This window comes from Billgrantia hypersalina (assembly GCF_052584175.1).
Map to the genome: position 1 here is coordinate 226,644 of NZ_JBMIQI010000007.1, position 24,834 is coordinate 251,477.

Annotated in this window: 23 protein-coding genes and 1 other RNA gene; 14 read left to right on the forward strand and 10 right to left on the reverse strand. The window is 65.7% G+C overall.

All coding sequences use genetic code 11. The annotated features are described in order from the left end of the window. Nucleotides 1-103 precede the first annotated feature (103 nt). Nucleotides 104-871, reverse strand: a complete 768-nt coding sequence (locus ACOJCM_RS05130; protein ID WP_445210984.1) for a glycosyltransferase family 2 protein — start codon at nt 869-871, stop codon at nt 104-106. Beyond that, nucleotides 868-1,977 carry a glycosyltransferase family 9 protein gene (locus tag ACOJCM_RS05135; RefSeq protein WP_445210985.1) on the reverse strand — a complete coding sequence of 370 codons (1,110 nt, stop codon included), beginning with the start codon at nt 1,975-1,977 and terminating at the stop codon, nt 868-870. Before ACOJCM_RS05135 ends, ACOJCM_RS05130 begins: the two co-directional genes overlap by 4 nt. A 42-nt stretch (nt 1,978-2,019) precedes the next feature. Between ACOJCM_RS05135 and ACOJCM_RS05140 the strand changes: the two genes are divergently transcribed. Beyond that, nucleotides 2,020-3,165 (forward strand): glycosyltransferase family 4 protein, encoded by a 1,146-nt coding sequence (locus ACOJCM_RS05140; protein WP_445210986.1) that lies wholly within the window; start codon nt 2,020-2,022, stop codon nt 3,163-3,165. Between the two features lie 23 nt (nt 3,166-3,188). On the opposite strand, the gene ACOJCM_RS05145 is transcribed toward ACOJCM_RS05140, so the two are convergent. Further along, nucleotides 3,189-3,893, reverse strand: a complete 705-nt coding sequence (locus ACOJCM_RS05145) for a 3-deoxy-D-manno-octulosonic acid kinase (protein WP_445210987.1) — start codon at nt 3,891-3,893, stop codon at nt 3,189-3,191. On the opposite strand from ACOJCM_RS05145, the gene ACOJCM_RS05150 reads away from it, so the two are divergent. From ACOJCM_RS05150 to waaA, 3 genes are read left to right on the forward strand one after another with little or no spacing between them, the layout of a single operon-like run. Continuing rightward, a complete protein-coding gene (locus ACOJCM_RS05150) occupies nt 3,892-4,989 on the forward strand; it encodes a glycosyltransferase family 9 protein (RefSeq protein ID WP_445210988.1) in 1,098 nt (365 codons plus the stop codon). The two genes, ACOJCM_RS05145 and ACOJCM_RS05150, sit on opposite strands and share 2 nt — an antisense overlap. Then, nucleotides 4,979-6,409 carry a bifunctional D-glycero-beta-D-manno-heptose-7-phosphate kinase/D-glycero-beta-D-manno-heptose 1-phosphate adenylyltransferase HldE gene (gene hldE, locus ACOJCM_RS05155; RefSeq protein ID WP_445210989.1) on the forward strand — a complete coding sequence of 477 codons (1,431 nt, stop codon included), beginning with the start codon at nt 4,979-4,981 and terminating at the stop codon, nt 6,407-6,409. Before ACOJCM_RS05150 ends, hldE begins: the two co-directional genes overlap by 11 nt. Further along, nucleotides 6,409-7,713, forward strand: a complete 1,305-nt coding sequence (gene waaA / locus ACOJCM_RS05160; protein WP_445210990.1) for a lipid IV(A) 3-deoxy-D-manno-octulosonic acid transferase — start codon at nt 6,409-6,411, stop codon at nt 7,711-7,713. The genes hldE and waaA overlap by 1 nt, the downstream gene beginning before the upstream one ends. 13 nt (nt 7,714-7,726) lie before the next feature. On the opposite strand, the gene rpiA is transcribed toward waaA, so the two are convergent. Then, nucleotides 7,727-8,401 (reverse strand): ribose-5-phosphate isomerase RpiA, encoded by a 675-nt coding sequence (gene rpiA, locus ACOJCM_RS05165; protein ID WP_445210991.1) that lies wholly within the window; start codon nt 8,399-8,401, stop codon nt 7,727-7,729. A gap of 162 nt (nt 8,402-8,563) precedes the next feature. On the opposite strand from rpiA, the gene ilvA reads away from it, so the two are divergent. After that, the gene (ilvA, locus tag ACOJCM_RS05170; RefSeq protein WP_445210992.1) at nt 8,564-10,078 is read left to right on the forward strand and encodes a threonine ammonia-lyase, biosynthetic; all 1,515 of its coding nucleotides are present in this window, start codon (nt 8,564-8,566) and stop codon (nt 10,076-10,078) included. 359 nt (nt 10,079-10,437) lie between these two features. On the opposite strand, the gene ACOJCM_RS05175 is transcribed toward ilvA, so the two are convergent. From ACOJCM_RS05175 to ACOJCM_RS05185, 3 genes are all read right to left on the reverse strand, one after another. Continuing rightward, nucleotides 10,438-11,067, reverse strand: a complete 630-nt coding sequence (locus ACOJCM_RS05175) for a 5-formyltetrahydrofolate cyclo-ligase (RefSeq protein ID WP_445210993.1) — start codon at nt 11,065-11,067, stop codon at nt 10,438-10,440. 9 nt (nt 11,068-11,076) lie between these two features. Further along, nucleotides 11,077-11,261, reverse strand: a non-coding RNA gene (ssrS, locus tag ACOJCM_RS05180) — 6S RNA. A gap of 36 nt (nt 11,262-11,297) precedes the next feature. Next, nucleotides 11,298-11,618 (reverse strand): cell division protein ZapA, encoded by a 321-nt coding sequence (locus ACOJCM_RS05185; RefSeq protein WP_445210994.1) that lies wholly within the window; start codon nt 11,616-11,618, stop codon nt 11,298-11,300. Between the two features lie 156 nt (nt 11,619-11,774). On the opposite strand from ACOJCM_RS05185, the gene ACOJCM_RS05190 reads away from it, so the two are divergent. The 4 genes from ACOJCM_RS05190 to ACOJCM_RS05205 all read left to right on the forward strand — a co-directional run bounded on the left by ACOJCM_RS05190 (nt 11,775) and on the right by ACOJCM_RS05205 (nt 16,505). Beyond that, nucleotides 11,775-12,350 (forward strand): UPF0149 family protein, encoded by a 576-nt coding sequence (locus tag ACOJCM_RS05190; RefSeq protein WP_445210995.1) that lies wholly within the window; start codon nt 11,775-11,777, stop codon nt 12,348-12,350. A 206-nt stretch (nt 12,351-12,556) separates the two neighbouring features. Then, on the forward strand, nt 12,557-13,894 hold the full coding sequence (gene pepP, locus ACOJCM_RS05195; protein ID WP_445210996.1) for a Xaa-Pro aminopeptidase: 1,338 nt from the start codon (nt 12,557-12,559) through the stop codon (nt 13,892-13,894). Nucleotides 13,895-13,971: 77 nt separating this feature from the next. After that, nucleotides 13,972-15,183, forward strand: a complete 1,212-nt coding sequence (gene ubiH, locus ACOJCM_RS05200) for a 2-octaprenyl-6-methoxyphenyl hydroxylase (RefSeq protein WP_445210997.1) — start codon at nt 13,972-13,974, stop codon at nt 15,181-15,183. 74 nt (nt 15,184-15,257) lie between these two features. After that, nucleotides 15,258-16,505, forward strand: coding sequence for a UbiH/UbiF/VisC/COQ6 family ubiquinone biosynthesis hydroxylase (locus ACOJCM_RS05205; protein ID WP_445210998.1), 1,248 nt, complete (start codon nt 15,258-15,260; stop codon nt 16,503-16,505). Nucleotides 16,506-16,520: 15 nt separating this feature from the next. Here the strand turns inward: ACOJCM_RS05205 and ACOJCM_RS05210 are convergent, their stop codons facing one another. From ACOJCM_RS05210 to gpmI, 3 genes are all read right to left on the reverse strand, one after another. Beyond that, nucleotides 16,521-17,756, reverse strand: coding sequence for a S41 family peptidase (locus tag ACOJCM_RS05210; protein ID WP_445211026.1), 1,236 nt, complete (start codon nt 17,754-17,756; stop codon nt 16,521-16,523). Nucleotides 17,757-17,899: 143 nt separating this feature from the next. Continuing rightward, nucleotides 17,900-19,051, reverse strand: coding sequence for a murein hydrolase activator EnvC family protein (locus ACOJCM_RS05215; protein ID WP_445210999.1), 1,152 nt, complete (start codon nt 19,049-19,051; stop codon nt 17,900-17,902). Between the two features lie 25 nt (nt 19,052-19,076). Then, a complete protein-coding gene (gene gpmI / locus ACOJCM_RS05220; RefSeq protein ID WP_445211000.1) occupies nt 19,077-20,648 on the reverse strand; it encodes a 2,3-bisphosphoglycerate-independent phosphoglycerate mutase in 1,572 nt (523 codons plus the stop codon). A 320-nt stretch (nt 20,649-20,968) separates the two neighbouring features. On the opposite strand from gpmI, the gene ACOJCM_RS05225 reads away from it, so the two are divergent. From ACOJCM_RS05225 to ACOJCM_RS05245, 5 genes are all read left to right on the forward strand, one after another. Continuing rightward, complete coding sequence (locus ACOJCM_RS05225) at nt 20,969-21,391, forward strand: rhodanese-like domain-containing protein (RefSeq protein WP_445211001.1); 423 nt, start codon at nt 20,969-20,971, stop codon at nt 21,389-21,391. A gap of 38 nt (nt 21,392-21,429) precedes the next feature. Beyond that, entirely contained in the window at nt 21,430-21,957 is a 528-nt protein-coding gene (gene secB / locus ACOJCM_RS05230) for a protein-export chaperone SecB (protein ID WP_445211002.1), read from the forward strand. Nucleotides 21,958-21,967: 10 nt separating this feature from the next. Next, on the forward strand, nt 21,968-22,696 hold the full coding sequence (locus ACOJCM_RS05235) for a 16S rRNA (uracil(1498)-N(3))-methyltransferase (protein WP_445211003.1): 729 nt from the start codon (nt 21,968-21,970) through the stop codon (nt 22,694-22,696). 194 nt (nt 22,697-22,890) lie between these two features. Then, complete coding sequence (gene kdgD / locus ACOJCM_RS05240; protein WP_445211004.1) at nt 22,891-23,784, forward strand: 5-dehydro-4-deoxyglucarate dehydratase; 894 nt, start codon at nt 22,891-22,893, stop codon at nt 23,782-23,784. A gap of 27 nt (nt 23,785-23,811) precedes the next feature. Next, nucleotides 23,812-24,807 carry a TRAP transporter substrate-binding protein gene (locus ACOJCM_RS05245; protein ID WP_445211005.1) on the forward strand — a complete coding sequence of 332 codons (996 nt, stop codon included), beginning with the start codon at nt 23,812-23,814 and terminating at the stop codon, nt 24,805-24,807. The last annotated feature ends 27 nt before the right edge of the window (nt 24,808-24,834 follow it).

Consider the following 24,834-nt stretch of genomic DNA (forward strand, 5'->3'; position numbering starts at 1 on the left):
GCGAAGAAAGCCTCCTCATGCCGGCAAGACGCCTAAGATAGTGAAGGAAGAAAAACACTGAAGGTTAATCACCTCGTATGAAGTGTGTTTGGCTAGCCAGAATTCAATCATCATCTTGGTTCAGCGCCTCCTTCTCGTACAACTCGTTGAGCTTTGCGTATTTCATATAAGCGTGAAATGCCGTTGTCATTGCTACAGTACAGCCATCGCTGCCTTGGAATAGGCCTCCCTTGAGCAAGAGCTTGCGAAGGAGAGCGACCATAGCATGTAGAGCAGGGCGAGACGCCGAAGGCTGTATACCTTTTTCTCGCATCGCCCATGCATCACGAGTCGAGAGCTGGTCAATGCGCTGGATCCAGTGAGATAGGCTTTCGTAGGTTAAATGCCGAATATGGGTATCTGTTGGGATATATTTCGGTGCCTGAACTGACGAATGAGCTTTCTTCGCGAGATACCCACTTGTTTTACGGTTATAAAGTCTTACCACTTCGTCTGGGTAGAACCCGGCTGCCTTGATCCAATGCGGCCCACAATAATTCCGACGCCTGAAGCTGTAGGCAACCGAGGGGTCGTCAAGGGGGAGCTCTTTGATTCGTCCCACAGCGTCATTGTCCAATCTCTCATCTGCATCCAGAGCGAGGATCCAATCGTTTGTTGCCTCTGGAACGGCGAAGGCTTTCTGGGGGCCATCGCCGAGATACTGCTGCAGGATAACCCTCGCTCCCATTTGTTCTGCGATCTGGGCGGTATCGTCTTGGCTGAGGGAGTCGACAACAATGATTTCGTCGCATACGAGCTTGAGCGAGCTGATACACTCAGCGATGTGTTCTGATTCGTTCAACGTAATCACAATGCCTGTGATTGGCTTCATAGATAATAGCCTCTGGCGCATTGCTTTCGCAGCATGGTGGCGACGGCTGCGGCTGCGTCCGCGAGATCGATGGCCGACATCTCGCTCTCGCCCGCCGACTCGGGCGGGCTGAAAGCGAGGCGGCGGGCTTCGTCGTTGCAGGTCTGCCAGCGCAGCGGAGTGGCCGAGCGTCGGGCAGGGTAGAAGCCTGCCGTGGGGCGGTTCAGGCAGCCGGCGATGTGCAGCGGTCCGGTGGAGCCGGCGATGAACAGGTCGGCCGCGGCAAGCGTCAGCGCGAAATCGCCCAGGCCGCTGCGCGGCGGCAGTATCTCGGCCTGGAGGCCTTCGGCGCACAGCGCGGTGCATAGGTCGCTTGCGATTTGTTCTTCCCCCGGGCCGGCGGTCAGCAGCCAGTGCGGGCGAATGGCGTTCTCTCTCAGCCGGGCGTCGACACCGGTTGCCAGTTCGGCGTACTGGGCCAGGGAGAGGTTGACCGCCGAACCGCCGCTGCCGGCATGAACGAACAGCCATGGACGTGTCGAATCGAGGCCGAGCTCACTGCCTACCGCTTGGCGCTGGGCCTCTGCTGCCTCTCGTTCAAGGGGCCAGTAGGGCGGGGCCGGTCGCGGCCTGGGCAGACGTCCCAGGGCCTTGAGCAAGGCCTCGGCGAGCTCGATATTGTAGATGTATTCCGGCTTGGCGGAGCGTGACCTGCGCTGCACGATGCGATGATTGTAGAATATTTGCGCCCATTTCGTGGCAGGTGCCAGGCGGCGCGGGATCCCGGCACGCCAGCCCAGCCAGCCGATGCGTGGGGTAGAGTAGAGTGTCAGCATGGCCGTGAAGCGCTCGCCGCGCAGCCTGGCAAGAAGCGCCTTCTGCGCCGCTTTGCCCGCTTCGTCGCCGGGGTCTAGGATCACCTCGTCGACCCACGGGCACAGTCGGGCGAGAGGCGCCGTATAGGCCGGCACCAGCACGCTGACCCGCGCCTCGGGAGCGCCGGCCTTGAGGCAGGCGAGAGCCGGCCAGGCGAGCATGAAATCGCCGAGCTTGTCGTTGCGTACCACCAGGATATGCGGCGGCTGGTCCGTTGCGTGGCGATCGGCCACGGTGGAAGAAAACGTCATCTGGGCTCCCGAGCCCCGGTTTGACCGATCAAGGAGACAGCCTTGCCGTACAAGGTCATGCACATCTGCCTCTCGGATGGCTGGGGCGGACTCGAAATGTATCCTGCGCGGATTATACCCGAGCTGCAACGCCAGGGGTGGGAGTGCCACGGTCTGGCGCTTGGCGGTTCGCGGGTGAGCGAGAGCCTGATGGCCGCCGGTATCGAACCGCTGGCGGTGCCTTCGCGGGGCCGGGCCTTGCTGCAGGTGGGTCGGCTGCTGTCCTACCTGAAGCACCACCGGATCGATGTTCTGCATTGCCACAAGTCCAGCGACCTGCGCCTGGCCGCATTGCTGGCCACCCTGCGCCCGAGCCTCAGGCTGTTCTTCACCGACCACATGGGCGTGACCCGGCCGAAAAAGGACCTCTACCATCGCTGGGCCTACGGTCGCGTCACGCGACTGTTCGCCATCAGCGAGGCGACGAGACGACGCAACCTGGCGGCGTTTCCGTTGCCGGCCGAGCGCATCCGGCGGCTCTACCTGGGCATCGACCTGGCGCCCTACGCGCCGCAGCTGACAGAGACGGCGCGCGAATCGCTTCGACGTGAGCTCGGCGTGCCGGCCGGCGGTGTGGCGGTCGGCCTGCCAGGCCGGCTGACCCCGGGCAAGGGCCAGGAGGTGTGGCTGGAGGGCCTGTCCCGGCTGCGTGATTGCGCTCCCGACCTGAACTGGCACGGGGTGCTGATCGGGGGCCTGGCGGCCCGGGAAGGCAGCGACGAGGCCTACGTGGCGCGGCTGCGCGAGCGGGTGGCGACGCTGGGGCTGAAGGAAGATGTCACCTTTACCGGATTTCGCTCCGACCTGCCGCGCCTCCTCGAGGCGCTGGACATCGTCTGCGTGCCCTCGCGCAACGAGGCCTTTGGCCTGACTGTCGTCGAGGCCATGGCAGCCGGGAAGGCGGTTGTGGGAGCCGAGAGCGGGGCGATTCCCGAGCTGCTCGCGGACGGCAGCGGGCGCCTCGCCGCGCCGGACAAGCCTCAGGCCTGGGCCGAAGCCATGGCGGAGCTCATGCAGGATGCGTCGCTGCGTGAATGCCTGGGCCGGGCGGCGCGAACGCGTGCGCAGCGCCACTTCGGCTTGACGGCGCATGTGAGCGCCTTGATCGAGGAGTATCGCGGGCAGGCGAGCCGTACTGCCGGGGTTTGAGAAACGGCGCGAGCCCCTACGGGTCAGCCCTCGGCGGCGTAGCCACGCCGGATCGCTGCCAGGCTCGTTTCATCACCGAACTTGGCGAGTGAACGACCGAGGCGCTCGAGGTTGGCCTCGCGCCAGGGCCCCGGCGCACGCAGCCGGCACCGATCGAGGTCGATCAGCCATATCGCGCCAGCGGCGTCGGCCAGCAGGTTGCGCGCATTGAGGTCGACATGGTCGAGACCGGCCTCGTGGAAGCGACGAATCGTAGCCCCCGTGCGTTCCAGCAGCGTCGCATCGGCCTCGTTGAGGCAATCCGCCAAGGCGCGGGCGCCCTCGATACGCACCGTGATGAGGGCTGCGGTGTAGGTCGGTCCATGGCGGACGACCTCGGCGGCCACCGGGCGCGGCACCGGCAGCCCCAGCTCGTGAAGATGGGCGGTGAGGCGCAGTTCGCGAACGGCGCGGGTGCGTTCGAGCCCCGTCCACAGGTAGTGGCGCGTGCTCAACCGTGCTGCCAAGCCCCCGCGGCGGTAGGGGCGCAGCACCCACTGTTCGCTGCCGGCGTCGAGAAACAGGCTGCTGCCGCGTCCGGGGGCTTCCCCCACCACGCGACCGGTTTGACGCCACTGCCGGGGGTCGAACAGCATCGGGCCGATTTGTGGCGCCTGCTCGGCGTCACATACACTGTCCGCATCATATAGAATGAAAACCTTTCCCGTCCGACATGTTGCCAAGTGCATGAAGCATCCTCTGCCTGCTCAACCGCGCCATATCGCCGTGCTGCGACTCTCCGCTCTCGGTGACGTGTGCAATCTGGTCCCCACCGTACGCGCCCTGCAGCGTCAGTGGCCCGACGCCCGCATTACCTGGATCATCGGCAAGGCGGAACACAGTCTACTGGCTGGTCTTTCAGGGGTCGAATTCGTCGTCTACGACAAGGCTTCGGGATGGGCCGGCATGCGCCGGCTGTGGCGCGAGCTGGCCGATACCCGTTTCGACGTGCTGCTGCACATGCAGCAGGCGCTGCGTGCCAGCATGCTGTCGCTGGGACTGAAGGCCAAGGTGCGGGTAGGCTACGACAAGGCGCGGGCCAAGGATGCCCAGCACTGGTTCACCCACCGCCAGCTGGCACCGCACCCGCGCGCCCATGTACTCGAGTCGTTCCTCGACTTCGCCCGATTGCTGGGGGTGGAGGATCTTTCACTGACCTGGGACGTACCGGTGCCGGCAGAAGCCTTCGACGAGGCCTTCAACTTGACCGGAGAGGCCGCCTATGTGCTGATGAGCCCCTGTGCCAACCCGCGTCTGCGCAATTTTCGCAACTGGTCCGCAGAAGGCTACGCCGCGGTGGTCGAGCATGCCTGGGCCCAGTATGGCCTGAAGTCGGTACTCACCGGCGGCGGTACGACGCTGGAACGAGAAATGGGCGAGCGCATCGTCGCGCTCAGCCGTCCGGAGGCGGTCATCGATGCCATCGGCGCCACTTCCCTCAAGGGCCTGTTGGCACTGATCGCGCGGGCCAGGGTCGTCATCGCGCCGGACTCCGGCCCGGTCCACATGGCCAATGCCATGGGCACGCCGGTGGTGGGCCTGTTCGCCACCACCAATCCCGATCGCGCGTCGCCCTACCTGTGGCGCGACTACGTGGTCAACCGCTATCCGGATGCGGTGCGCACCTACATGCACCAGGAACCCGACGAGATCACCTGGGGGCAGCGTGTCCGCCACCCCGACGCCATGTCGCTGATTCGCATCGACGACGTGGTTCAACGGCTCGATGCACTGCTGGCGCTTCCGCACGACCGCAAGGAAGAGGAACGACCCGATGAAGCTTGACCTGACCGCGCTGGAGCAGGCGCACGTGCTGGTAGTGGGCGACGTCATGCTCGACCGCTACTGGCATGGCGGCACCTCACGCATCTCGCCGGAAGCCCCCGTGCCGGTGGTGCGGGTGGAGGAATGCGAGGATCGGCCCGGCGGTGCGGCCAACGTGGCGCTCAACATCGCCTCTCTGGGGGCACACGCCGCTCTGAGCGGCATGGTAGGCGACGACGATAACGCCCGTCGGTTGATCGGCCGGCTGGACGCTGCCGGCGTCGACACCTACTTCGAGAGCAGCCCGGGTATTCCCACCATCACCAAGCTGCGGGTGATGAGCCGCAACCAGCAGCTGATCCGGCTCGACTTCGAGGACGGCCTGGAGGAGCTCGACACACGCGGCCTGCTCGCCCGCGTCGAGGAGGGGCTGCCCGACTGCGACCTGGTCATTCTCTCCGACTACGGCAAGGGAACCCTCAATCGAGTCGATGAGCTCATCGCCCTGGTGCGCAATGCCGGCAAGCGGGTATTGATCGACCCCAAGGGCAGCGATTTCGGCAAGTACCGCGGGGCCAGCGTCATCACCCCCAACCTGGCCGAGTTCGAGGCGGTGGTCGGGCACTGTCGCAGCGACGACGAGCTGGCTGCCAAGGGCGCGGCGCTGTGTGCCGAGCTCGAGCTCGAAGCGCTGCTGATCACTCGCAGCGAAAAGGGCATGACGCTGATCCGCGGCGATCATGAGCCGCTGCACCTGCCGACCCGGGCGCGTGAGGTCTTCGACGTGACCGGCGCCGGCGATACCGTGATCGGTGTGCTGGGGCTGGCACTCGCGGCCGGTCACGGCTTTCCCGAGGCCATGACCCTGGCCAACCTGGCGGCCGGGCTGGTGGTGGCCAAGCCCGGCACCGCCACGCTCTCCATTGCCGAGCTTTATACTGCCGTGCATGGCGACAAGCTGGCCGAGTTCGGCGTCATCGAGGAGGCGGCACTGATCGAGGCAGTGCGTGCCGCCCAGCTGCGTGGCGAGCGGGTGGTGATGACGAACGGCTGCTTCGACATCCTTCACGCCGGCCATGTGGCCTACCTGGAGCACGCGCGCCAGCTTGGCGACCGGCTGGTGGTCGCGGTCAACGACGACGCCTCCATCGCGCGACTCAAGGGCCCCAAGCGGCCAATCAATCCGCTGGCGCGGCGCATGCAGGTGCTGGCCGGCCTCGGTGCGGTGGACTGGGTGGTACCATTCGGCGAGGACACCCCGCAGCGGCTGATCGAGGCGGTGCTGCCCGACGTGCTGGTCAAGGGCGGCGACTATCGCGTGGAGGAGATCGCCGGCGGCGAGGCGGTGCGTGCCGCAGGCGGCGAGGTCAAAGTGCTGGGCTTCGAGGATGGCGTTTCCACCACCGCCATGATCGCCACCATCCTTGACCGCGAGAGCTGATGGCCACGGCCTCTTGCCGCTGGCCCCGGTGGCTCTATTCGGCGGCGCTCTATCTCCTTTCTCCCCTCGTCTGGCGTCGGGTGTGGCGTGAGCATGCGCTCACCAACCTGCGTCGCGAGCGGCTCGGGCTGATACCACGTTCGCCCGCGACGCAGCCCCGCCTGTGGCTGCACTGCGCCTCGGTGGGGGAAGTACAGGCGGCGCGCCCGCTGATCGACTCGCTGCTGGAGCGCTACCCGCGCCATCGCCTGGTGGTGACCACCATGACCGCCACCGGCGCCGAGCGTGTCCGCGCGCTGGCCGCGGCGAGGCGCGAGGCCAGCGAGCCCGAGCGCTTGTTGCACTATTTCCTGCCGCTCGACTATCCCGGTGCCGCAAACCGTTTCATTGCGCGTCTGGCGCCTTCGCTTGCCCTCTTCTTCGAGACCGAGATCTGGCCCAACCTGCTGGCGGCGTGCCGCCGTCGTGGCGTGCCCGCGGCAGTCGTCAACGGACGACTGTCGCCGCGGGCCTTCCGCGGCTATCGGCGCCTGCGCCCGCTGATGGCGTCAGCCCTGAACCAGCTCGACTGGCTGGCCGCCAAGTCGCGCGGCGACGCCGAGCGCTTCCGCGAGCTGGGCATGCCGGCGACGCGAACGGACGTGGTGGGTTCGCTCAAGTACGACCTGACGCCGGATGACGCGACGAGCGAAGGCAGCAAGCGGCTCTGCACGCGTCTCGGCTCACGCCCCGTATGGGTCGCCGGCTCCACCCATCCCGGCGAGGATTCCCTGCTGCTGAAAGCCCATGCCCAGCTGCGCCAATCCTATCCCAACGCCCTTTTGATACTGGTACCGCGCCATCCGCAGCGCTTCGATACGGTGGCCGAGCTCGTCCGCGAGCACGGCATGGCGCTGGCAAGACGCTCGCTCGACGAGTGGCCTGACGGCCGGACCGCCGTCTACCTGGGCGATACCATGGGCGAGCTGCTGATGCTCTATGGGGCCGCCGACCTGGCCTTCGTTGGCGGTAGCCTGGTGCCGGTGGGAGGCCATAACCTGCTCGAGCCGGCCGCCATGGGCGTACCGGTCTTGACCGGGCCTGAGCTGGCCAATTTCTCCGACGTGGCCGAAACCCTGCGCCAGGGCGGCGCGCTGGTCGAAGTGACCAGCAGTACGGCATTGGCCGACACCTTGGTAACCCTGTTTCTTGACGAAAACGAACGCCATCGTCTGGCCGAGGCGGGTCTGGCGGTGGTGGCGGCCAATCGCGGTGCCCTGGCACGCACCCTGTCCGGGCTGCAACGGCTGCTGCCAGGTAAGTGAGTACAAACCAACCTCAGACCGGTGTCAGGCGCTTCACCCCCTGTTCGGTGCCCAGCAGCAGGACATCGGCGCCACGGGCGGCGAACAGGCCGTTGGTGACCACGCCGACGATGGCGTTGATGCGCGCTTCCATGGCGACGGGGTCGTCGATCATGAAGTCGAAGCAGTCGATGATCTGGTTGCCGTTGTCGGTCACCACGCCTTCGCGGTAAACCGGGTCGGCCCCCAGCTTGACCAGCTGGCGCGCCACGTAGGAGCGTGCCATGGGGATGACTTCGACCGGCAGCGGGAACGCGCCCAGACGGTCGACTTTCTTCGAGCCATCGGCGATGCAGATGAAACGCTCGGCGCAGGCGGCCACGATCTTCTCGCGGGTGAGTGCCGCGCCGCCGCCCTTGATCATATGCAAGTGAGCGTTCACTTCGTCCGCGCCATCGATATAGAAGGGAACCGTGCCCACACTGTTGAGCTCGAACACCTCGATTCCATGATCTCGCAGGCGCTCGGCGCTGGCCTGCGAGCTGGCGACAGCGCCCTGAAAGGTGTCGCGCAGCTGCGCCAGACGGTCGATGAACAGGTTGGCGGTGGAGCCGGTGCCGATGCCAAGGATGGTGTCGCGCTCGAGCCGCGGTTCGATCTCGGCGATGGCGGCGGCGGCCACGGCGTCCTTCAGTTCGTCCTGGGTCATGTCTTGCTCGCTGTCGGTGAGTGGCGGATGCCGCGCCATTATAGGCCAGACGGGGCCTTGTGCCGACGCGTTCGCTGGACGGCGGGGCGCCCGAGATGCTACCTATAGGGGTTCTTTGCAGCTCACGCTGCCGCTCCTCTGCGCCACCCTTGGAACCACAGGATGCTCGAAGCTACCGTCAAGAAGATCCTTCAGGCTCACGTCTATGAAGCCGCACGTGAAACCCCCATCTCCCCGGCCCCCTTCCTGTCACGGCGTTTCAACAACCAGATCCTGATCAAGCGCGAAGACCTGCAGCCGGTCTACTCGTTCAAGATTCGCGGTGCCTACAACAAGATGGCGCAGCTCTCCGAAGCGCAGAAGGCGAAGGGCGTCATCGCCGCCTCGGCCGGCAACCATGCGCAGGGGCTGGCCATGGCGGCCAGGCAGATGGGCGTCAAGGCGGTGATCGTCATGCCGCGCATCACGCCGGACATCAAGGTCCAGGCGGTGCGGGCCCGGGGGGCCAAGGTGGTGCTCAAGGGCGATGCCTTCGCCGCCGCCGCCGAGCACGCCCAGGAACTGGTCGCCGAGCACGGCTACACCTACATCCCCCCCTTCGATGACATCGACGTGATCGCCGGCCAGGGCACCGTGGCCATGGAGATCCTGCGCCAGCACAGCGGGCCGCTGGATGCCATCTTCGTGCCGGTGGGCGGGGGTGGCTTGATTGCCGGCGTGGCGGCCTACGTCAAGTACCTGCGTCCCGACATCAAGGTAATCGGTGTCGAGGCCGAGGACAGCGCCTGCCTCAAGGCGGCGCTTGCGGCCGGCAAGCGGGTCACCCTCGACCAGGTGGGCGTCTTTGCCGAAGGCGTGGCGGTGGCGCAGATCGGCAAGGTCCCGTTCGAGGTCATGCGCGAGCTGATCGATGACGTCATCACCGTGAATGCCGACGAGATGTGCGCGGCGGTCAAGGATATTTTCGACGACACCCGTGCGGTGTCGGAAACCTCGGGTGCGCTGTCGCTGGCAGGCCTCAAGAAGTACATCCAGCAGACCGGTGTCGAGGGCCAGACGCTGCTGTGCATCAATTCCGGCGCCAATACCAACTTCGACCGTTTGCAGCATATCGCCGAGCGCACCGAACTGGGGGAACAGCGCGAGGCGATCCTGGCCGTGACCATTCCCGAGCGGCCGGGGAGCTTCAAGAAATTCTGTCGCACCATCGGCAAGCGCATGGTGACCGAGTTCAACTACCGCTATGCCGATCCGGATGAAGCGCATATCTTCGTCGGCGTGCAGGTCAAGCCGGGCGGAGAGGATCGCCAGGCGGTGATCGACAAGCTTCGCGAAGCGGGCTATCCGGTGGTCGACCTCACCGACAACGAGCTTGCCAAACTGCATATCCGCCATCTCGGCGGTGGCCGGCCCAAGGAGCACTTCGAGGAGGAGGTCTATCGCTTCGAATTTCCCGAGCGCCCCGGTGCGCTGATGAACTTCCTCACCCACCTGCCCCAGGACTGGAACATCTCGCTGTTCCACTACCGCAACCACGGAGCCGCCTTCGGTCGCGTGCTGGTAGGCATGCAGATTCCCAACGGGAATCGTGCCCATGTCGAGGAGCATTTCGACGAGATCGGCTACCGCTACTGGAAAGAGTCGGATAACGACGCCTACCGCCTCTTCATGGCCTGAACGTCGACTGTTCGTTGGTAAGCGGTGACTTACTGCAAAGCATCGAATTAGCTTGGGTTTCAGTTTGTAATCGTGGCTTGAAGCGGTTGTCATCAAACCGTCTCAAGCCCTATAGTCGCCCCTGTCACCGCCTCTAAGGCGCAGTCTAATACGGAAAGATCAGGGAGCAGGTAACAATGAAGCGTAAACCCGATCTGGTCATGGCACTGGTGCTGGCTTTCGGCATTGGTGTGGTGGTCACCGGCTATGCCCAGGCGCTGACAGGCGGCTGAGCCGGCAGACAGTGCCATGATCAGAGAGTCTCGCAACCGGTCGAAGCCATGCTTCGGCCGGTTTTCCTTTGGCGGGTGGCTTGAGGCTCAGGGTCGCACGACCCGTGCGTCGCTGACGATGGCGTCCAGTGGCACATCCCAGGGAGCTGCCGGCAGGCGATCCACACGCTGGCATTCATGTGCCAGCCCGAACAGGGTCGGTCGCGGGCCGGGCCGCCGGGTAAACGCCAGGCTGCGGTCATAGAAGCCACCGCCCATGCCCATGCGCTGGCCGCGGTCATCGAAACCCACGAGCGGCAGCAGGACCAGATCGAGCGCCCAGGCGGGCAAGCGGCGAGCCCGATGAGCGCCATGGCGCGTTTCCGGCTCGGGTATACCGAAGCGGTTGCGGCGCATGGGCGTTCCGGGATGATAGTGGACGAACCACAGGCTGTTGTCGGATAGCGGCTTCAGTACGGGCAGGTAGAGACGCACCCCACGCTCGGTCATCCAAGGAATGAGCGGGCGAGGGTCGATCTCGCCATCGTTGGGCAGGTAGAGCGCTACGCGTCTGGCCCGGCGGACTTCGGGCAGGCGGCGAAGGCGGCGACACAGGGCACGGTCGGCCTGGTGTCGTTGCCTGGAATCGAGCGATCGCCGACGCTGGCGCAACGCCTGGCGCAGCTGGCGCCGCGAAGCGTAGTTGTCGGAGACGAGAACGTCGCAGGTGTGGCTCATAAGACGATGGAGTTCCCCAGAGTGCCGCTGTCGTTCTGGCCCTTGAACCCTTGGTTCAAGGTGGGTGGCCGCAGCCGAACCGTCAGGCTTTCCGACGCACGGACATGCACACGGGTCCGGCTAGCTAATGACCGCCCTGGGTATTGCTCATAGGCTCGAGGGACTTTAACGACTGGCCAACACCCCAGGGAACACTTTCATCCTAACAGAGCTCACGGGCGGGTCCAATGTCATTCGGCGGGAGTTCTGTTACCCAGCGCAGTTCCTGCCATGGCCTGTTCCAGGCGCTCGCTGAGCTCGCCGAGCTGCTGCTCCTCGCTACGCCGGGTATCCAGCACCTCGAGAAGTTCATGGGTGATGTTCAGCGCGGCCATGAGCGCCACGCGCTCGCTGCCGAGCAGGTTGTTCTGGGAATGGATGCCCTGCATGGCACGATCGAGATAGCGTGCGGCACGCTCCAGCTTGCGCTCCTCGCCGGGGTTGCAGGCGAACACGTAGTGCCGACCCAGCAGGGTCACCTGTGCGGTGGGGCGAGTGGCGTCTTCGCTCATGGCGGGCTCCGGTGTCGGCTTGTCGGCCGGATGCGTTAACATCCAGGGAAACAAGACGGATCGATTCAGTCACCCACTATAAGAGAGCCCTTTGCAGGCGGTCAACGCAGCACCGCCGCAGCAGGCAACTCACTGTAACCCGACTAGGGGGCCTACATGTCACAGATCGACGACCGCCCGGATTTTTCCACCCTGGCCGACCTCTTCCTTTCCCATGGCAGCATGCAATCGCCCGCGTTTCTCGACGGTCGCCTGTGTGCCGAGCTGGCACTGCACGACCTCGGTGCCGAGGCCTGGCTGGAAGAGGTCTGCCTGGGACTCGGCGTCGAGCAACCCCGCGACCGCGAAAGTGCCGAGGCGCTGCTGGCATGGCGCCGCCAGACGCTCGATGTCCTTGCTGACAGTGGTCTCAACTACGAGCCGCTGTTGCCCGACGACCTCTTCTCGCTGGCCGAACGTGCCCGCGGCCTCCAGGAGTGGACCCTCGGCTTTCTCGAGGTCATTGCCGATGCCGGCGAGTCGCCGCGGCAGGGGTGGTCGCAGGCGTTGCGCGAGGCTATCGACGACCTCGAGGCGCTCGCCCATATGGAAACCGATGTCGAGGAGAGCGCCGAGAACGAGAACGACCTCTTCGCACTGACCGAGCATGCCCGCATGGCCGCCATGCTGTTGTATACCGAACAGCACCCCGGCCAGCCACAGGTGGAGTCCGGCGAGCCCACCCGCCACTAGGTTTCGACCGAAACTGGCGGCGCTTGGCCATACGACGTTAACCATCAGCTCGTGAAGGAGTCCGAGCGAAGAACACATTTACGCGATGTAAACGCCAACGCGAGCCCGGCTCGCCTTACGCTGACTTTTGCCTCGTCTGGCCATCGCCCACCGACCTTCAGACGAAGCCAGAGGATTCCCTTACCCCGCGCAAGCAAGGAGCCCAGATGCTGCCAGACCCTTTACCCCGCCCCGAGCCGATCGGCAACGACGAGTACCGCGCCCGCCGGAGGGCGTTGATGAATCAGCTGCCGGCAGACAGCGCCGTCATGCTGCTCGGCGCCTCCCTGGCCACCCGCTCGCGCGACAGCGACTACCCCTTCCGCCAGGACAGCGATTTCCACTACCTCACCGGGTTCCCCGAGCCCGATGCCCTGCTGCTCTTGCTGCCGGGGCGCAGCGAAGGAGAAAGCGTTCTCTTTTGCCAGGATCGCGATCCCACCCTGGAGGCCTGGACCGGTATCCGGCTCGGGGCCGAGGGGGCCGTGCGCGAGCATGGGGTCGACCAAGCCTTCGAGAACGCCGAGCGTGACGAGCGCCTGGCGTCGCTGCTCGACGGCCGCTCCCACCTCTACCTGATGCTCGGTGATGCCGATGCCCTGGCCCTGGCCGAGGAGGTGCGCGCGCATCTGGCAGCCCGAATCCGCCGCGGGGCCCAGCCGCCGCAGAGCTACGTCGACCTGGCGCCGCTGCTGCATGAGCAGCGCCTGATCAAGAGCCAGGCGGAGCTCGAGCTGTTACGCCATGCGGCGAGCCTCTCGGCCCGTGCGCATCGGCGTGCCATGCGTGCCGCTCGCCCCGGCCTTGCCGAATATCACCTCCAGGCCGAACTCGAGCATGAGTTTCGCTGGCACGGTGGCAGCGGGCCGGCCTATGCCAGCATCGTGGGTGGCGGCGCCAATGCCTGTGTCTTGCACTACATTGAGAATAACGAATCGTTACGTGACGGCGAGCTGGTCCTGATCGACGCCGGCGCCGAGTTCGATCTTTATGCGGGTGACATTACCCGTACCTTTCCCGTCAGTGGACGCTTCAGCGGCGCCCAACGCGAACTGTACGAAGTGGTGCTGGAGGCCCAGGAGCGCGCCGTGGCGGCTGTCAGACCCGGTATTTCCCTGAGCGAACTGCACGAGAACACGGTTCGCGACCTCACCGCGGGGCTGGTTCGGCTGGGTCTGCTAGCGGGTGATGTCGAGGCGCGCATCGAGGATGAAAGCTACAGGCGCTTCTACCTGCATTCGACCTCGCACTGGCTGGGGCTCGACGTCCACGACGTGGGCAGCTATCGCCGCGATGGCAAGCCGCGACCCCTGGAGCCGGGCATGGTGCTGACGGTGGAGCCAGGACTGTACATCCCCGATGAGGACGATATTCCCGAGCGGTTCCGCGGGACCGGGATTCGGATCGAGGACGACATCGTCGTGACTTCTGAAGGGCACGAGGTGCTGACTGCCGAAGTGCCCAAGCGGGTGGCTGAAATCGAGGCCCTGATGGCTAACGGATGACCAATGGAGAGAAGCCTTGCCATGATATTACGTAATTTACATTACGATATGAAAGGTTGTAGTGAAGGCCCGCCGACATGAGGGCAAAAGAGGACCGCCAGGTGGATATCGCCATCGTGGGCGGGGGGCTGGTGGGCGCCAGCCTGGCATGCGCCCTGGCCCCGCTGATCGAGCGGCACGGCCTGAGGGTTGACGTGATCGAGGCCGCGCCCGTACTCGATGCCTCCACAACGCCCTGGCAGCCCAGCTTCGACGCGCGTTCCAGTGCCATCGCCCAAGGCTCGGCAGAGCGCTTCCGCGCAATGGGGGTGTGGGAGTCGATGGCCGAGCAGGCCGCAGCCATCCGGCATATCCACGTCAGCGAGAAGGGTCGCCTGGGCGTGACCCGGCTCACCGCCGATGAGCTCGGCCAGCCGGCGCTGGGTCATGTCGTTCCCAACGCCTGGATGGGGCGCGTGCTGCATCGGCGCTTGTCCGAGCTGGCCATCGAGTGGCACTGTCCGGCCAGCGTCGAGGCGATCCAGCCCGAGGCGGAGGGTTATCGACTCGAGCTCTCTGACGACTGTACGCTGCAGGCTAGCCTGACGGTGCTGGCCGACGGCGGCCGCTCGGGCCTGAAGGAGCAGTTGGGTATCGGCAGCGATGCGGCCTCTTACGACCAGGTGGCGCTGGTCGCCAATGTCGAGATGAGCGAGCCCCACGCAGGCGTGGCCTATGAACGCTTTACGCGCGACGGCCCCATCGCCCTGCTGCCGCTTCCGGGCCAGCAGATGGCGCTGATCTGGACCCACGTCGCGGGCCGGGAGACAGCCCGGATGGCGCTAGACGACGGTGACTTCCTCGCCGAGCTGCAGCGGGCCTTCGGCGACCGCGCGGGGCGGTTTCGCCGTGTCGGCGGTCGTCACACCTACCCGCTGACCCTGGTCACGGCGAAAGAAACCATACGCCCGGGGCTGGCGGTGCTGGGCAACGCCGCTCACTCGCTGCACCCGGTGGCCGGGCAAGGCTTCAACCTTGCCCTGCGCGGCGTGACGGACCTGGTGGCAGCGCTGGAGAAGGCGCTTGCCGGCGGGGAAGCGCTCGGCGGCATGCTCACGTTACGTGACTTCGAGGCCAGGCGAATCGTCGACCGCCACCAGGTGATACGCTTCAGCGACGGCCTGGTGCGCCTGTTCGGTATCGACAACGTCCTGCTGGGGCATGCGCGTGGTGCGGGTCTCGTGGGGCTCAACCTGCTCGGCCCGCTGCGCCGCGGGCTGGCGCGTCGAGCGATGGGGCTCGAACGCTGAGCCGAGGTGATGGCGCAGCTAGGCGATACGCCGAGCCACGTTGATTGGCAAGCACGGATGAGAGAGAGCGAGCAATGACGGAAACGGCGCAGCAGCCGACAAGGCATTTCGAGGCCATCGTGGTAGGCGGCGGGATGGTAGGCGCCGCCCTGGCGACCCTACTGGGCCAGGCGGGGATGCAGGTGGCCCTGCTCGATGCACGCGCCGAACCGCTACCGGTCGAGGAGGTCGGGCGAGGCCTGCCGGCGACGCGGGTGAGCGCCCTGACACCCGTGTCGCAGCGGTTGCTGGAGGGGCTAGGCGCCTGGCACTGGATGGAAACGCGCCGGGTGACGCCCTATCGCTTCATGCAGGTGTGGGACGGCGAAGGGAGTGGCGAGGTGGATTTCTCGGCCGAGCAGGCCGGTGTGCCGATGCTCGGTCATATCGTCGAGAACGACGTGATCCTGGCGGCTCTCGAAGGCTGCCTGGCGGGCCTGCCCACGGTGTCCGTGCAACTGGGCGCAAGGGTGACGGGACTGCAAGCGGGCGCACAGGAGCGCATCGTGCAACTCACGGACGGTCGCCGCCTGTCGGCCCCGCTGGTGGTGGCAGCCGATGGGGCGCGCTCTCCGCTGCGCGAAATGATGGGCATTGCGGTGCGGGCTCGTGATACCGGCCATGTGGCGTTGGTGACAACGGTGCATAACGAACGGGGGCACGGCGGGGTGGCGCGCCAAGTCTTCCGCGAGAGCGGCCCACTGGCCTTCCTGCCGCTGACGGTGGCGGGGGACGAGCGCTACTGCTCGATCGTCTGGTCGACCTCGCCCACGGAAGCCGAGCGGCTCTCGGCATTGCCTCCCGCCGCGCTTGGCCGCGAACTCGAGGAAGCCTTCGAGGCGCGTCTGGGTGCGGTGGAGGTCGTCGATCGGATACAGGCAGTACCGCTGGCCCAGCGCCATGCCGAACACTACGTTCGGCCGGGTTTCGCCCTGGTGGGCGATGCGGCCCATAGCATCCACCCGCTGGCGGGCCAGGGTGTCAACCTGGGGTTGATGGATGCGGCGGTGCTGGCCGAGGAACTCGTCACGGCGCGTCGTCGCGGCATCGACCTGGGCGAGCCGCGCATGCTCGAGCGCTACTCGCGTCGCCGGCGCGGCGATAACGCCGCCATGCTGGCCTTGATGGACGGCTTCCGGCTGCTGTTCGGTACGCGCCACCCGCTGATCACCTTGACGCGCAATCTGGGCCTTTCCGGCGTCGACCGGCTCACGCCGGTCAAGCGGCTGCTGATGCGTCAGGCGATCGGCGAGCGCGGCCGCCTGCCGGCCTCGTGCCGATGAGGCGCGGCGAGCGGTTCATCTCTCGCGCCGCTCCAGCACGTTCAGGGCCTTCAACAGGTTGAGCGCCTCGCCGAGCTGGTAGTCTTCGCGCAGGCGATCGGCCAGTTCGCCGGATGCCAGGCGCGGCTCGCTGCGCGAGCGTAGGTGCCCTTCCAGGTCGGCCTCGCGTAGCTGGCGACTGTTCTCGGTCACCTCGACCCGGCCGCGTACCACGGTGACATCGGGCTCGATGCCCAGCGCCTGAATCGAGCGGCCGTTGGGCGTGTAGTAGAGCGCCGTGGTCAGCTTCAGCCCCTCGCCATTGCCCAGCGGCATGACCTGCTGCACGGAGCCCTTGCCGAAGCTCTCGGTGCCCATGATCACCCCCCGGCGCTGGTCCTGCAGCGCCCCGGCGACGATCTCCGCGGCGGAAGCGCTGCCGCCGTTGATCAATACCACCAGCGGCACGTCGGGGGCGACTGTCTCGCGGCTCGCCGAGAACCGCATTTCGGTGTCCGGCAGGCGACCTTCGGTATAGACCACCAGGCCGCTCTCGAGGAAGGCATCGGCCACCGCCACCGCGGACTGGAGTACGCCTCCCGGGTTATTGCGCAGGTCGAGGATCAGCCCCTGTAGTGCGCCGTCACGTTCCAACCGGCGAATGGCGTTGCTCACCTGCTCGCCGGTACGGCTCTGGAACTGGCTGACCCGCAGGTAGCCATAGCCCGTTTCCAGCAGCTCGCTGCGCACGCTCTCGGTGCGGATGACCTCGCGGGTCAGGGTCACGTCGAGGGGAGCGTCCTCGCCGCTGCGCAGAATGGTCATGCTGATCTGGCTGCCCGGTTCGCCACGCATCAGCGTCACCGCTTCCTGTAGCGAGAGCCGTTCGGTAGGCGTGTCGTCGATCGCCAGGATGACATCGCGCGCCTGCAGGCCGGCACGCGAGGCGGGCGTGTCGTCGATCGGAGTGATGACCGTCAGGCGACCGTCTTCGAGGCCGACCTCGATGCCGATACCGCCGAACTCGCCTTCGGTGGACTCGCGCAGGCTCTGGAACTCGTCGCGGTCGAGATAGGCGGAGTGGGGGTCGAGCTCGCTGAGCATGCCGCGCATGGCGTTGCGCAGCAGCGTGCTGTCGTCGACCTCCTCCACGTAGGCGCGCTTGATGCGCTCGAACACCTCGGCGAAGGTCTGGATGTCCTCCAGCGGCAGCTCGTCCTCGGCCGGCAACGACTGAGCACCGGCCATCGGAACGGCGAGAGCCAGTGCCATGACTACTGTCGGTACCAGCGCGGTCATCAGACGGTAGGGGGCAGGCAGTCGGCGGATGGGGCGAGATGGCATGCGAACTCCGCGGTTGCGAGGCGAGGCTGACCAGCATAGCCCGTGGCCCCGGGCTTGTGAAATCCCTCTCTTCATCTTCGTGCGATCCAGGCTTGGGGGTCGATGGGGTCGCCGTCGCGGCGGACTTCGAAGTAGAGGGCCGGCGCGCTCTGGCCGCCGCTGGCACCCACCGTGCCGAGCGTATCGCCGCGCGACAGGGCCTGGCCGACCTCGGCACCGAACCGCTGAAGGTGGGCGTATAGCGTCATGACATTATCGCCGTGGTCGATGATCAGCAGGTTGCCGAAGCCGCGCATCCAGTCGGCGAACACCACCCGTCCGGCATGCACCGCCTCGACAGGCGTACCCTCGCGAGCCTCTATCAGGATGCCGTTGTAGTGCACGCCCTCGTCACGCCGGTAGGCCGAGGTGACGCTACCTTGCACCGGCCAGGGCAAGTCGCCCCGGGTACGCTCGATGGCGGTGGAGGGGGGCGGCCGCTCGAGCCGGGCAAGCTCCTCGCGCACCCGCTCCAGTACCTGCTCGGCTTCGCTGCGATCGCGGTTGAGGCGCGTCAGGCGCGACTGCTCGTCGCTGTAGCGCGCGTCGAGCTCTGCCACCAGGCGCTCGCGCTCGGCCATGCGTTCGGCCAACTCGTTGCTGCGAACGGCGAGCTCGTCGGCCAAGGCCTCCATCCGCTCGCCGCGGGCCTGCAAATCGCGACGGTTCTCGCTCAACTCGGCATCCAGCCGGGCGATCTCGTCGAGCCGCGCGTTGCGTGCCTGGGCCAGGCGGTTGAGATAGGTCTGCAGCCGATCGAGGCGGGCCGGGTCGTCCTGGTTGAGCAGCAGCTTCAGCTGTGGCGTGAGGCCCAGGCGGTAGAGGGCGTCCAACTGCACGTTGAGTGCCTCGACCTGCTCGTCGCGCTCGTCCTGCAATGCGTCCCGGGCGGCCTCGAGGGCGTCGATTTCCTCGGCGAGGCGGCGACGGTCGGCCTGGATGCCGTCCAGCCGCCGGTGAGTCTCGGCCAGGGCGGTCTCCACTTCACGCAGCTCGCGGGAGGCTTCGTCCTGCGCCTGGCGTGTCTCGCCGAGACGCCGGTTGACCGCCTGGATCTCGCTGCCGATGGCGTCGAGTCGCTCGCGGGCGTCTCGCTCGCTGGTCTGGGCGCTGGCCGGGCCCGACAGCATGGCCAGCGCCACCATGGCGGCTCCCAGGGCATGTCGCTGTCGAGCTCGATTCATGGCCGGTGGCGCTCGCTCGCGTTCGTCATGCCGGCTCGATCAGCACCCTGCCGGTCATCTCTTCGGGGATCGGCTGGTTCATCATGCGCAACAGCGTCGGCGCGATATCGCATAGGCGTCCGTCATCGAGCAGCTTGACCGACTGCCGACCCACGTAGATCAGCGGCACCACGAAGGTGGTGTGGGCGGTCTGGGCCACGCCGGTGTCGGGGTTGACCATCTGTTCGGCGTTGCCGTGGTCGGCGGTGACCAGGCAGGCGCCGCCGGCGCGCTCGATGGCTTCCACCACCCGGCCGACACAGGCATCCACCGCCTCGATGGCCTTGACCGCAGCGTCGAAATCGCCGGTATGACCGACCATGTCGCCGTTGGCGTAGTTGCACACGATCAGATCGTAATGGGCCGAATCGATCGCCTCCACCAGGCGGTCGGTGACCTCGGCGGCGCTCATCTCGGGCTTCTCGTCGTAGGTCTTGACGTCCTGGGGCGAGGGCACCAGCACGCGGGTCTCGCCTTCGAACTCCCGTTCGCGCCCACCGGAGAAGAAGAAAGTGACATGGGCGTACTTCTCGGTCTCGGCGATGCGCAGCTGGGTCAGGCGGCGCTTCTCCATTACCTCGCCCAGCGTATTGGTCAGGTCGGCCGGCGGGAAAGCGATCGGAGTGGGAATATCCGCGGCGTACTGGGTCAGGGTGACCAGGCTGCCGCCGGCAAGTGCCGGACGGGCGTGGCGCACGAAGCCGTCGAAATCATCCTCGACGAAGGCGCGGGTCAGCTCGCGGGCACGGTCGGCACGGAAGTTCATGAAGATGGCGGCGTCGCCGTCGGCAATGGTCACCGGGGAGTGGTCTGCCTGGATGACGGTGGGCGAGACGAACTCGTCGTTCTCGCCGCGTTCATGGGCGGCGCGCAGGCCCACTTCGGCGCTGGTGGCCTCGAACTCGCCGACCCCCTCGGTGAGCAGGCGGTAGGCCTTCTCGACGCGATCCCAGCGGTTGTCGCGATCCATGGCGAAATAGCGGCCGACGATCGAGGCGACGAAGCCATTGTCGGCACCCACCAGCTCGGAAAGCCTCGCGTTGGCGCGCTCGATGGACGCCAGCGCGCTGCGCGGCGGCATGTCTCGGCCATCGAGGAATCCGTGCACGTAGATGCGCTGTGCGCCGCGCCGGGCGGCCAGTTCGGCCATGGCCAGGATGTGGTCCTCGTGGCTATGGACCCCGCCCGGCGACAGCAGGCCGAGCAGGTGTACCGCGCTGCCGTTGGCCACGGCGGCATCCATGGCGTCGGTCAGCGCGGTGATGGTATCGAGATCGCCGTCCTCGATCGCCTTGGAGATGCGCGTGAGTTCCTGGTACACCACCCGGCCGGCGCCCAGGTTCATGTGGCCGACTTCGGAGTTGCCCATCTGCCCCTCAGGCAGGCCCACGTACTTGCCATCGGTGTGCAGCAGCGCATGGGGGCGCTCCTGCCATAGCCGGTCCATATTGGGCGTGCGTGCCGCGGCCACGGCGTTGGCGGTGGGGTCGGGGTTGTGGCCGTAACCGTCAAGAATGATCAAGGCAACGGGGCGAGGAGCGGTAGCTGTCGTCGTCATGGGGTTGGTGGACCTCTCGAACGTGGTGGGCGCGACATCGGGCCGTCCGGGAGGCTGTCCACGCCTGCTTGGCTTCCTGGCAATGGCGTGGCGGTGGGGTCCTGCGACGGTTCTGGCCGTTCGAGACAGGCGCCTGGACGACGGGGGTCGCGACTTGAGTCGGCTTGCGGCATCATAACGCACGGCTGGGCAAGCGTCATGGTCCCGGCACTGACCGGCGGGCCATGCCGCGGGGGGTTGCGGCATGGTGTATACTCCCGCCTTCCGGGAGCCCTACCCGACCGATTCTCGATTTCCCGAAACAAGAGTGTGCCGGATCCATGATCGATCAGCTGTTCGAATTCGTGCAGAATCACCCCCTTCTGGTGGGCGCCTTCCTCATGGTGTTGACCGCCTGGATCGCCTATGAGGTCCGCAACAGCGCCTCGAGTGGCGTATCCTCCAGCCAGGCGACCCAACTGATCAACCGCGAAGATGCGGTGGTCGTGGACACCCGCGAGGCGGGCGACTTCAAGGCCGGGCACATCGCCGGCGCCCGCAATATCCCCCAGAGCCGCATCGACGACCGCATGGGGGAGCTCGAGAAGGTCAAGGACAAGCCGATCATCGTGGTCTGCAAGAGCGGCCAGGCGTCCGGCATGACCGTGGCCAAGCTGGCCAAGGCCGGCTATTCGCGGGTCTACAAGCTCAAGGGCGGCATGATGCAGTGGCAGGCCGACGGCCTCCCTGTGGTCAAGAAATAGCCAACACACAAGATTCAAGACGCAAAAGGAACCTTTCCATGGCCGAAGAGAACAGCCAGAACGCTGCCGGCGGCAACCAGGCCGCCACGGATCAGCAGAACAAGCAGCAGCTCCAGTTCGCCGTTCAGCGTATCTACGTCAAGGACATCTCCTTCGAGGCGCCGAACTCTCCCGCCGTCTTCCAGCAGCCGTTCAAGCCCAAGGTCAGCCTGGACCTGAACACCAGCAGCAGCAAGGTCGGCGAAGACCTCTTCGAGGTCACGATCAAGGTCACCGCCCAGGTTCGCCACAGCGAGGAGGGCACCACTTCCTTCCTGGCCGAGATCGAGCAGGCGGGCCTGTTCCGCATCAGCGGCATCGAGGGCGCGCAGCTCGAGCATACCTTGGGTGCCTTCTGCCCCAACGTGCTGTTTCCCTATGCCCGCGAATGCGTCGACAACCTGGTCAACCGTGGCGGCTTCCCGCCCCTGATGCTGGCGCCGGTCAACTTCGAGGCGATCTACGCCCAGAAGAAGAAGCGCGAGGCCGACAAGGCCCAGCAGCAGGGCGAGCAGACCACCCAGTAGGTCCTGCCGCGTGTCAGTACCGCGCATCCATGTCGCCGCCGACTTTACCGTCGGCGGCGATGTCGTTCTGCCCGAGGGGCCGGCGCGCCACGTGGCGCGCGTGCTGCGGCTGGGCGAGGGGGCGTCACTGCGACTCTTCGACGGCGCGGGCCTCGAGGCCCGGGCGGTACTCGTCGAGGCCGGCCGCAAGCGGGTAGTGGCACGCATCGAGGCCGTCGAGACGGGGCGCAACGAGTCGCCGCTCACGGTGCACCTGGGCCAGGCGATCTCCAAGGGCGACCGTATGGACTACGCCATACAGAAGGCCGTCGAACTCGGCGTCGCCGCCATCACGCCGCTTTATACCGAGCATGGCGACGTGCGCCTCAAGGGCGAGCGCGAAGAGAAGAAGCTTGCCCACTGGCAGGCGGTGGTCGCCAGCGCTTGCGAGCAGTGCGGGCGCGCCGTGGTACCTGTCGTTCACCCTCCCGTGGCTTTGGCGGCCTGGCTGCACGAGCGCGGTGAGGCGCTGCGCCTGGTGCTACATCCCGCGACCCAAGGCGCGCTCGAAAGAACGGCGGTGCCCGGCTCCGTCGCTCTCCTGATCGGCCCCGAAGGTGGGTTCTCCGATACCGAAGTCGAGGCCGCCACTGCCTCCGGCTTCGCGCCTCTCTCCCTCGGCCCGCGCATCCTGCGCACCGAGACCGCCCCGGTGGTGGCGCTGTCACTGCTGCAATATCGATACGGCGATCTGGGCTGAGCCTCGTTCGCTCGAGCATCCAACTTTAGTCGTTATAGGCAGTGACAGGCTTGCGCGGTCTTCTGCTCCCGTTTAAGTTGTATGATGTATGACAACAGCGAATCGTTCTTTCCTTCGGCCGCTGGGGGTTGCCCTCCGTTAGGCCGGCGCATGCAAAAGAGGATGTTTCCGTGAAGTTTTCCAGAGCAGCGGTGATGGAAGCCTTGGGCGATGGGTTGCTGTCCTTCCCCATCACCGATTTCGATGAAAGCGGGCGGTTCGATGCGGACAGCTACCGTCGCCGACTGGAGTGGTTTATCAGTCACGATATCTCCGCCGTCTTCGTGGCCGGCGGCACGGGTGAATTCTTCAACCTGTCGCTCGACGAGTACCGGGACGTCGTGCGCGTCGCCGTGGAAACGGTCGGCGGCAAGCTGCCGGTGATCGCCAGCGCGGGCCTGAGCGTTGCCAGCGGCAAGCTCTTTACCAAGGCGGCCGAAGAGGCCGGCGCGGATGGCATCCTGCTGATGCCGCCCTATCTCACCGAATGTCCCCAGGACGGCTTGGTGGCGTATGCCCGAGCGATATGCGACGGGACCGAGCTCAGCGTCATTTACTACAACCGCGGCAACGGCGTGCTCGATGTCGATGCCGTCCGCCAGCTCGCCGAGAGTTGCCCGAATCTGGTCGGGCTGAAGGATGGCAAGGGCGATATCCAGGCACTGAACAAGATCATCAAGACCATTGGCGACCGCCTGGTCTATGTGGGTGGCGTTCCCACCGCCGAGATCTTTGCCGAGGCGTACCTGTCCATTGGCGTCAATACCTATTCATCCGCCGTGTTCAACTTCGTGCCGGACATGGCGGTCAGGTTCTACCGTGAACTTCGCGCGGGAAATGCCGACGTCGTGAAACGAATTACCCGCGACTTCTTCATTCCCTTCGTGGATCTCAGGGACCGCAAGGCCGGATACGCCGTCAGCCTGATCAAGGCGGGGGCGGACATCATCGGCCGACCGGCAGGGAGTGTCAGGGCACCTTTGGTCATGCCCACTTTGGAAGAGCGCAATCAGCTGGAAAAACTCGTAGGCATCGCTCAGCAGATGTAAGAGAAAAAAACAAACGAGGAGTACGTCATGACAACAACTTCAATCATGAACAAGACATTCTGCACTTTCGCCATTTCCGGGGTCATGGCAGCCATGACGCTGCCGGCCCTGGCCGAGGATTGGCGCGGCTGGAACATCCATCCCCCGGGCTACCCCAATACGGAAGCGCTCGAGGCCTTTGCCGAGAACGTCACCGAACGCACCGAGGGACGACTCACGGTGCAGGTCTACAACAATGGCGTGCTCGGCGATCAGCCCGATGCCATCGAGCAGACCCGCAACGGGGTGCTCGACTTTGCCAACTTCAACATGGGGCCGATGGGACCCATCGTGAAGGAAACCAATGTGCTCTCGCTGCCCTTCCTGTTCAGCAGCGTCGAGCACATGCATGAGGTCATGGATGGGGAAATCGGCCAGCAATTTGCCGACGCCCTGGCCGAGAAGAACCTGGTCGCGCTTTCCTGGTTCGATTCAGGGGCGCGCAGCCTCTACAACACCGAGCGACCCATTCGTACGCCCGAAGATGTGGAGGGGCTGAAGATCCGGGTCATGAACAATGACCTCTACGTCGAGATGATCGAGGCGATGGGCGGCAACGCCACACCGATGGCCTATGGTGAGGTCTACCAGTCCCTCAAGACCGGTGTGCTCGACGGGGCGGAGAATAACTATCCCTCGTTCGAGTCGAGCAACCACTATGAAGCCGCCGAGTACTACTCCCTTACCGAACACCTGATCATCCCCGAGTGCCTGTGCATCGCCAAGGCGAGCTGGGAAGCGCTCTCTCCCGAGGATCAGGAGATCGTGCGTGAGGAGGCGATCAATGCCTCCGAGCTGCAGCGCCAGCTCTGGGTCGAGGGCTCCCAAGAGAGTCGGCAGGTCGTGCTGGATGCCGGTGTCGAGATCAACGAGGTGGAGGACAAGGCGGCCTTCCAGGAAAAGATGGAACCCGTCTATGCCGCGTTCATCGAGGATAACCCTGACCTCGAGGGCCTGATCGATGCCATCCGGAACGCCAACTGAGTTCCGCCGTGATGGCCTCCTCGGCGC

What these genes read in the sequence shown, in the direction of transcription:
- ACOJCM_RS05130 (WP_445210984.1), bottom strand. Translation starts at nt 871, where the DNA reads ATGAAGCCAATCACAGGCATTGTGATTACGTTGAACGAATCAGAACAC.
- ACOJCM_RS05135 (WP_445210985.1), bottom strand. Translation starts at nt 1,977, where the DNA reads ATGACGTTTTCTTCCACCGTGGCCGATCGCCACGCAACGGACCAGCCG.
- ACOJCM_RS05210 (WP_445211026.1), bottom strand. Translation starts at nt 17,756, where the DNA reads ATGGCACTGGCTCTCGCCGTTCCGATGGCCGGTGCTCAGTCGTTGCCG.
- ACOJCM_RS05190 (WP_445210995.1), top strand. Translation starts at nt 11,775, where the DNA reads ATGTCACAGATCGACGACCGCCCGGATTTTTCCACCCTGGCCGACCTC.
- ACOJCM_RS05205 (WP_445210998.1), top strand. Translation starts at nt 15,258, where the DNA reads ATGACGGAAACGGCGCAGCAGCCGACAAGGCATTTCGAGGCCATCGTG.
- ACOJCM_RS05185 (WP_445210994.1), bottom strand. Translation starts at nt 11,618, where the DNA reads ATGAGCGAAGACGCCACTCGCCCCACCGCACAGGTGACCCTGCTGGGT.
- ACOJCM_RS05145 (WP_445210987.1), bottom strand. Translation starts at nt 3,893, where the DNA reads ATGCACTTGGCAACATGTCGGACGGGAAAGGTTTTCATTCTATATGAT.
- ubiH (WP_445210997.1), top strand. Translation starts at nt 13,972, where the DNA reads ATGAGGGCAAAAGAGGACCGCCAGGTGGATATCGCCATCGTGGGCGGG.
- kdgD (WP_445211004.1), top strand. Translation starts at nt 22,891, where the DNA reads ATGGAAGCCTTGGGCGATGGGTTGCTGTCCTTCCCCATCACCGATTTC.
- ilvA (WP_445210992.1), top strand. Translation starts at nt 8,564, where the DNA reads ATGCTCGAAGCTACCGTCAAGAAGATCCTTCAGGCTCACGTCTATGAA.
- gpmI (WP_445211000.1), bottom strand. Translation starts at nt 20,648, where the DNA reads ATGACGACGACAGCTACCGCTCCTCGCCCCGTTGCCTTGATCATTCTT.
- ACOJCM_RS05225 (WP_445211001.1), top strand. Translation starts at nt 20,969, where the DNA reads ATGATCGATCAGCTGTTCGAATTCGTGCAGAATCACCCCCTTCTGGTG.
- secB (WP_445211002.1), top strand. Translation starts at nt 21,430, where the DNA reads ATGGCCGAAGAGAACAGCCAGAACGCTGCCGGCGGCAACCAGGCCGCC.
- hldE (WP_445210989.1), top strand. Translation starts at nt 4,979, where the DNA reads ATGAAGCTTGACCTGACCGCGCTGGAGCAGGCGCACGTGCTGGTAGTG.
- pepP (WP_445210996.1), top strand. Translation starts at nt 12,557, where the DNA reads ATGCTGCCAGACCCTTTACCCCGCCCCGAGCCGATCGGCAACGACGAG.
- waaA (WP_445210990.1), top strand. Translation starts at nt 6,409, where the DNA reads ATGGCCACGGCCTCTTGCCGCTGGCCCCGGTGGCTCTATTCGGCGGCG.
- rpiA (WP_445210991.1), bottom strand. Translation starts at nt 8,401, where the DNA reads ATGACCCAGGACGAACTGAAGGACGCCGTGGCCGCCGCCGCCATCGCC.
- ACOJCM_RS05150 (WP_445210988.1), top strand. Translation starts at nt 3,892, where the DNA reads ATGAAGCATCCTCTGCCTGCTCAACCGCGCCATATCGCCGTGCTGCGA.
- ACOJCM_RS05175 (WP_445210993.1), bottom strand. Translation starts at nt 11,067, where the DNA reads ATGAGCCACACCTGCGACGTTCTCGTCTCCGACAACTACGCTTCGCGG.
- ACOJCM_RS05245 (WP_445211005.1), top strand. Translation starts at nt 23,812, where the DNA reads ATGACAACAACTTCAATCATGAACAAGACATTCTGCACTTTCGCCATT.
- ACOJCM_RS05215 (WP_445210999.1), bottom strand. Translation starts at nt 19,051, where the DNA reads ATGAATCGAGCTCGACAGCGACATGCCCTGGGAGCCGCCATGGTGGCG.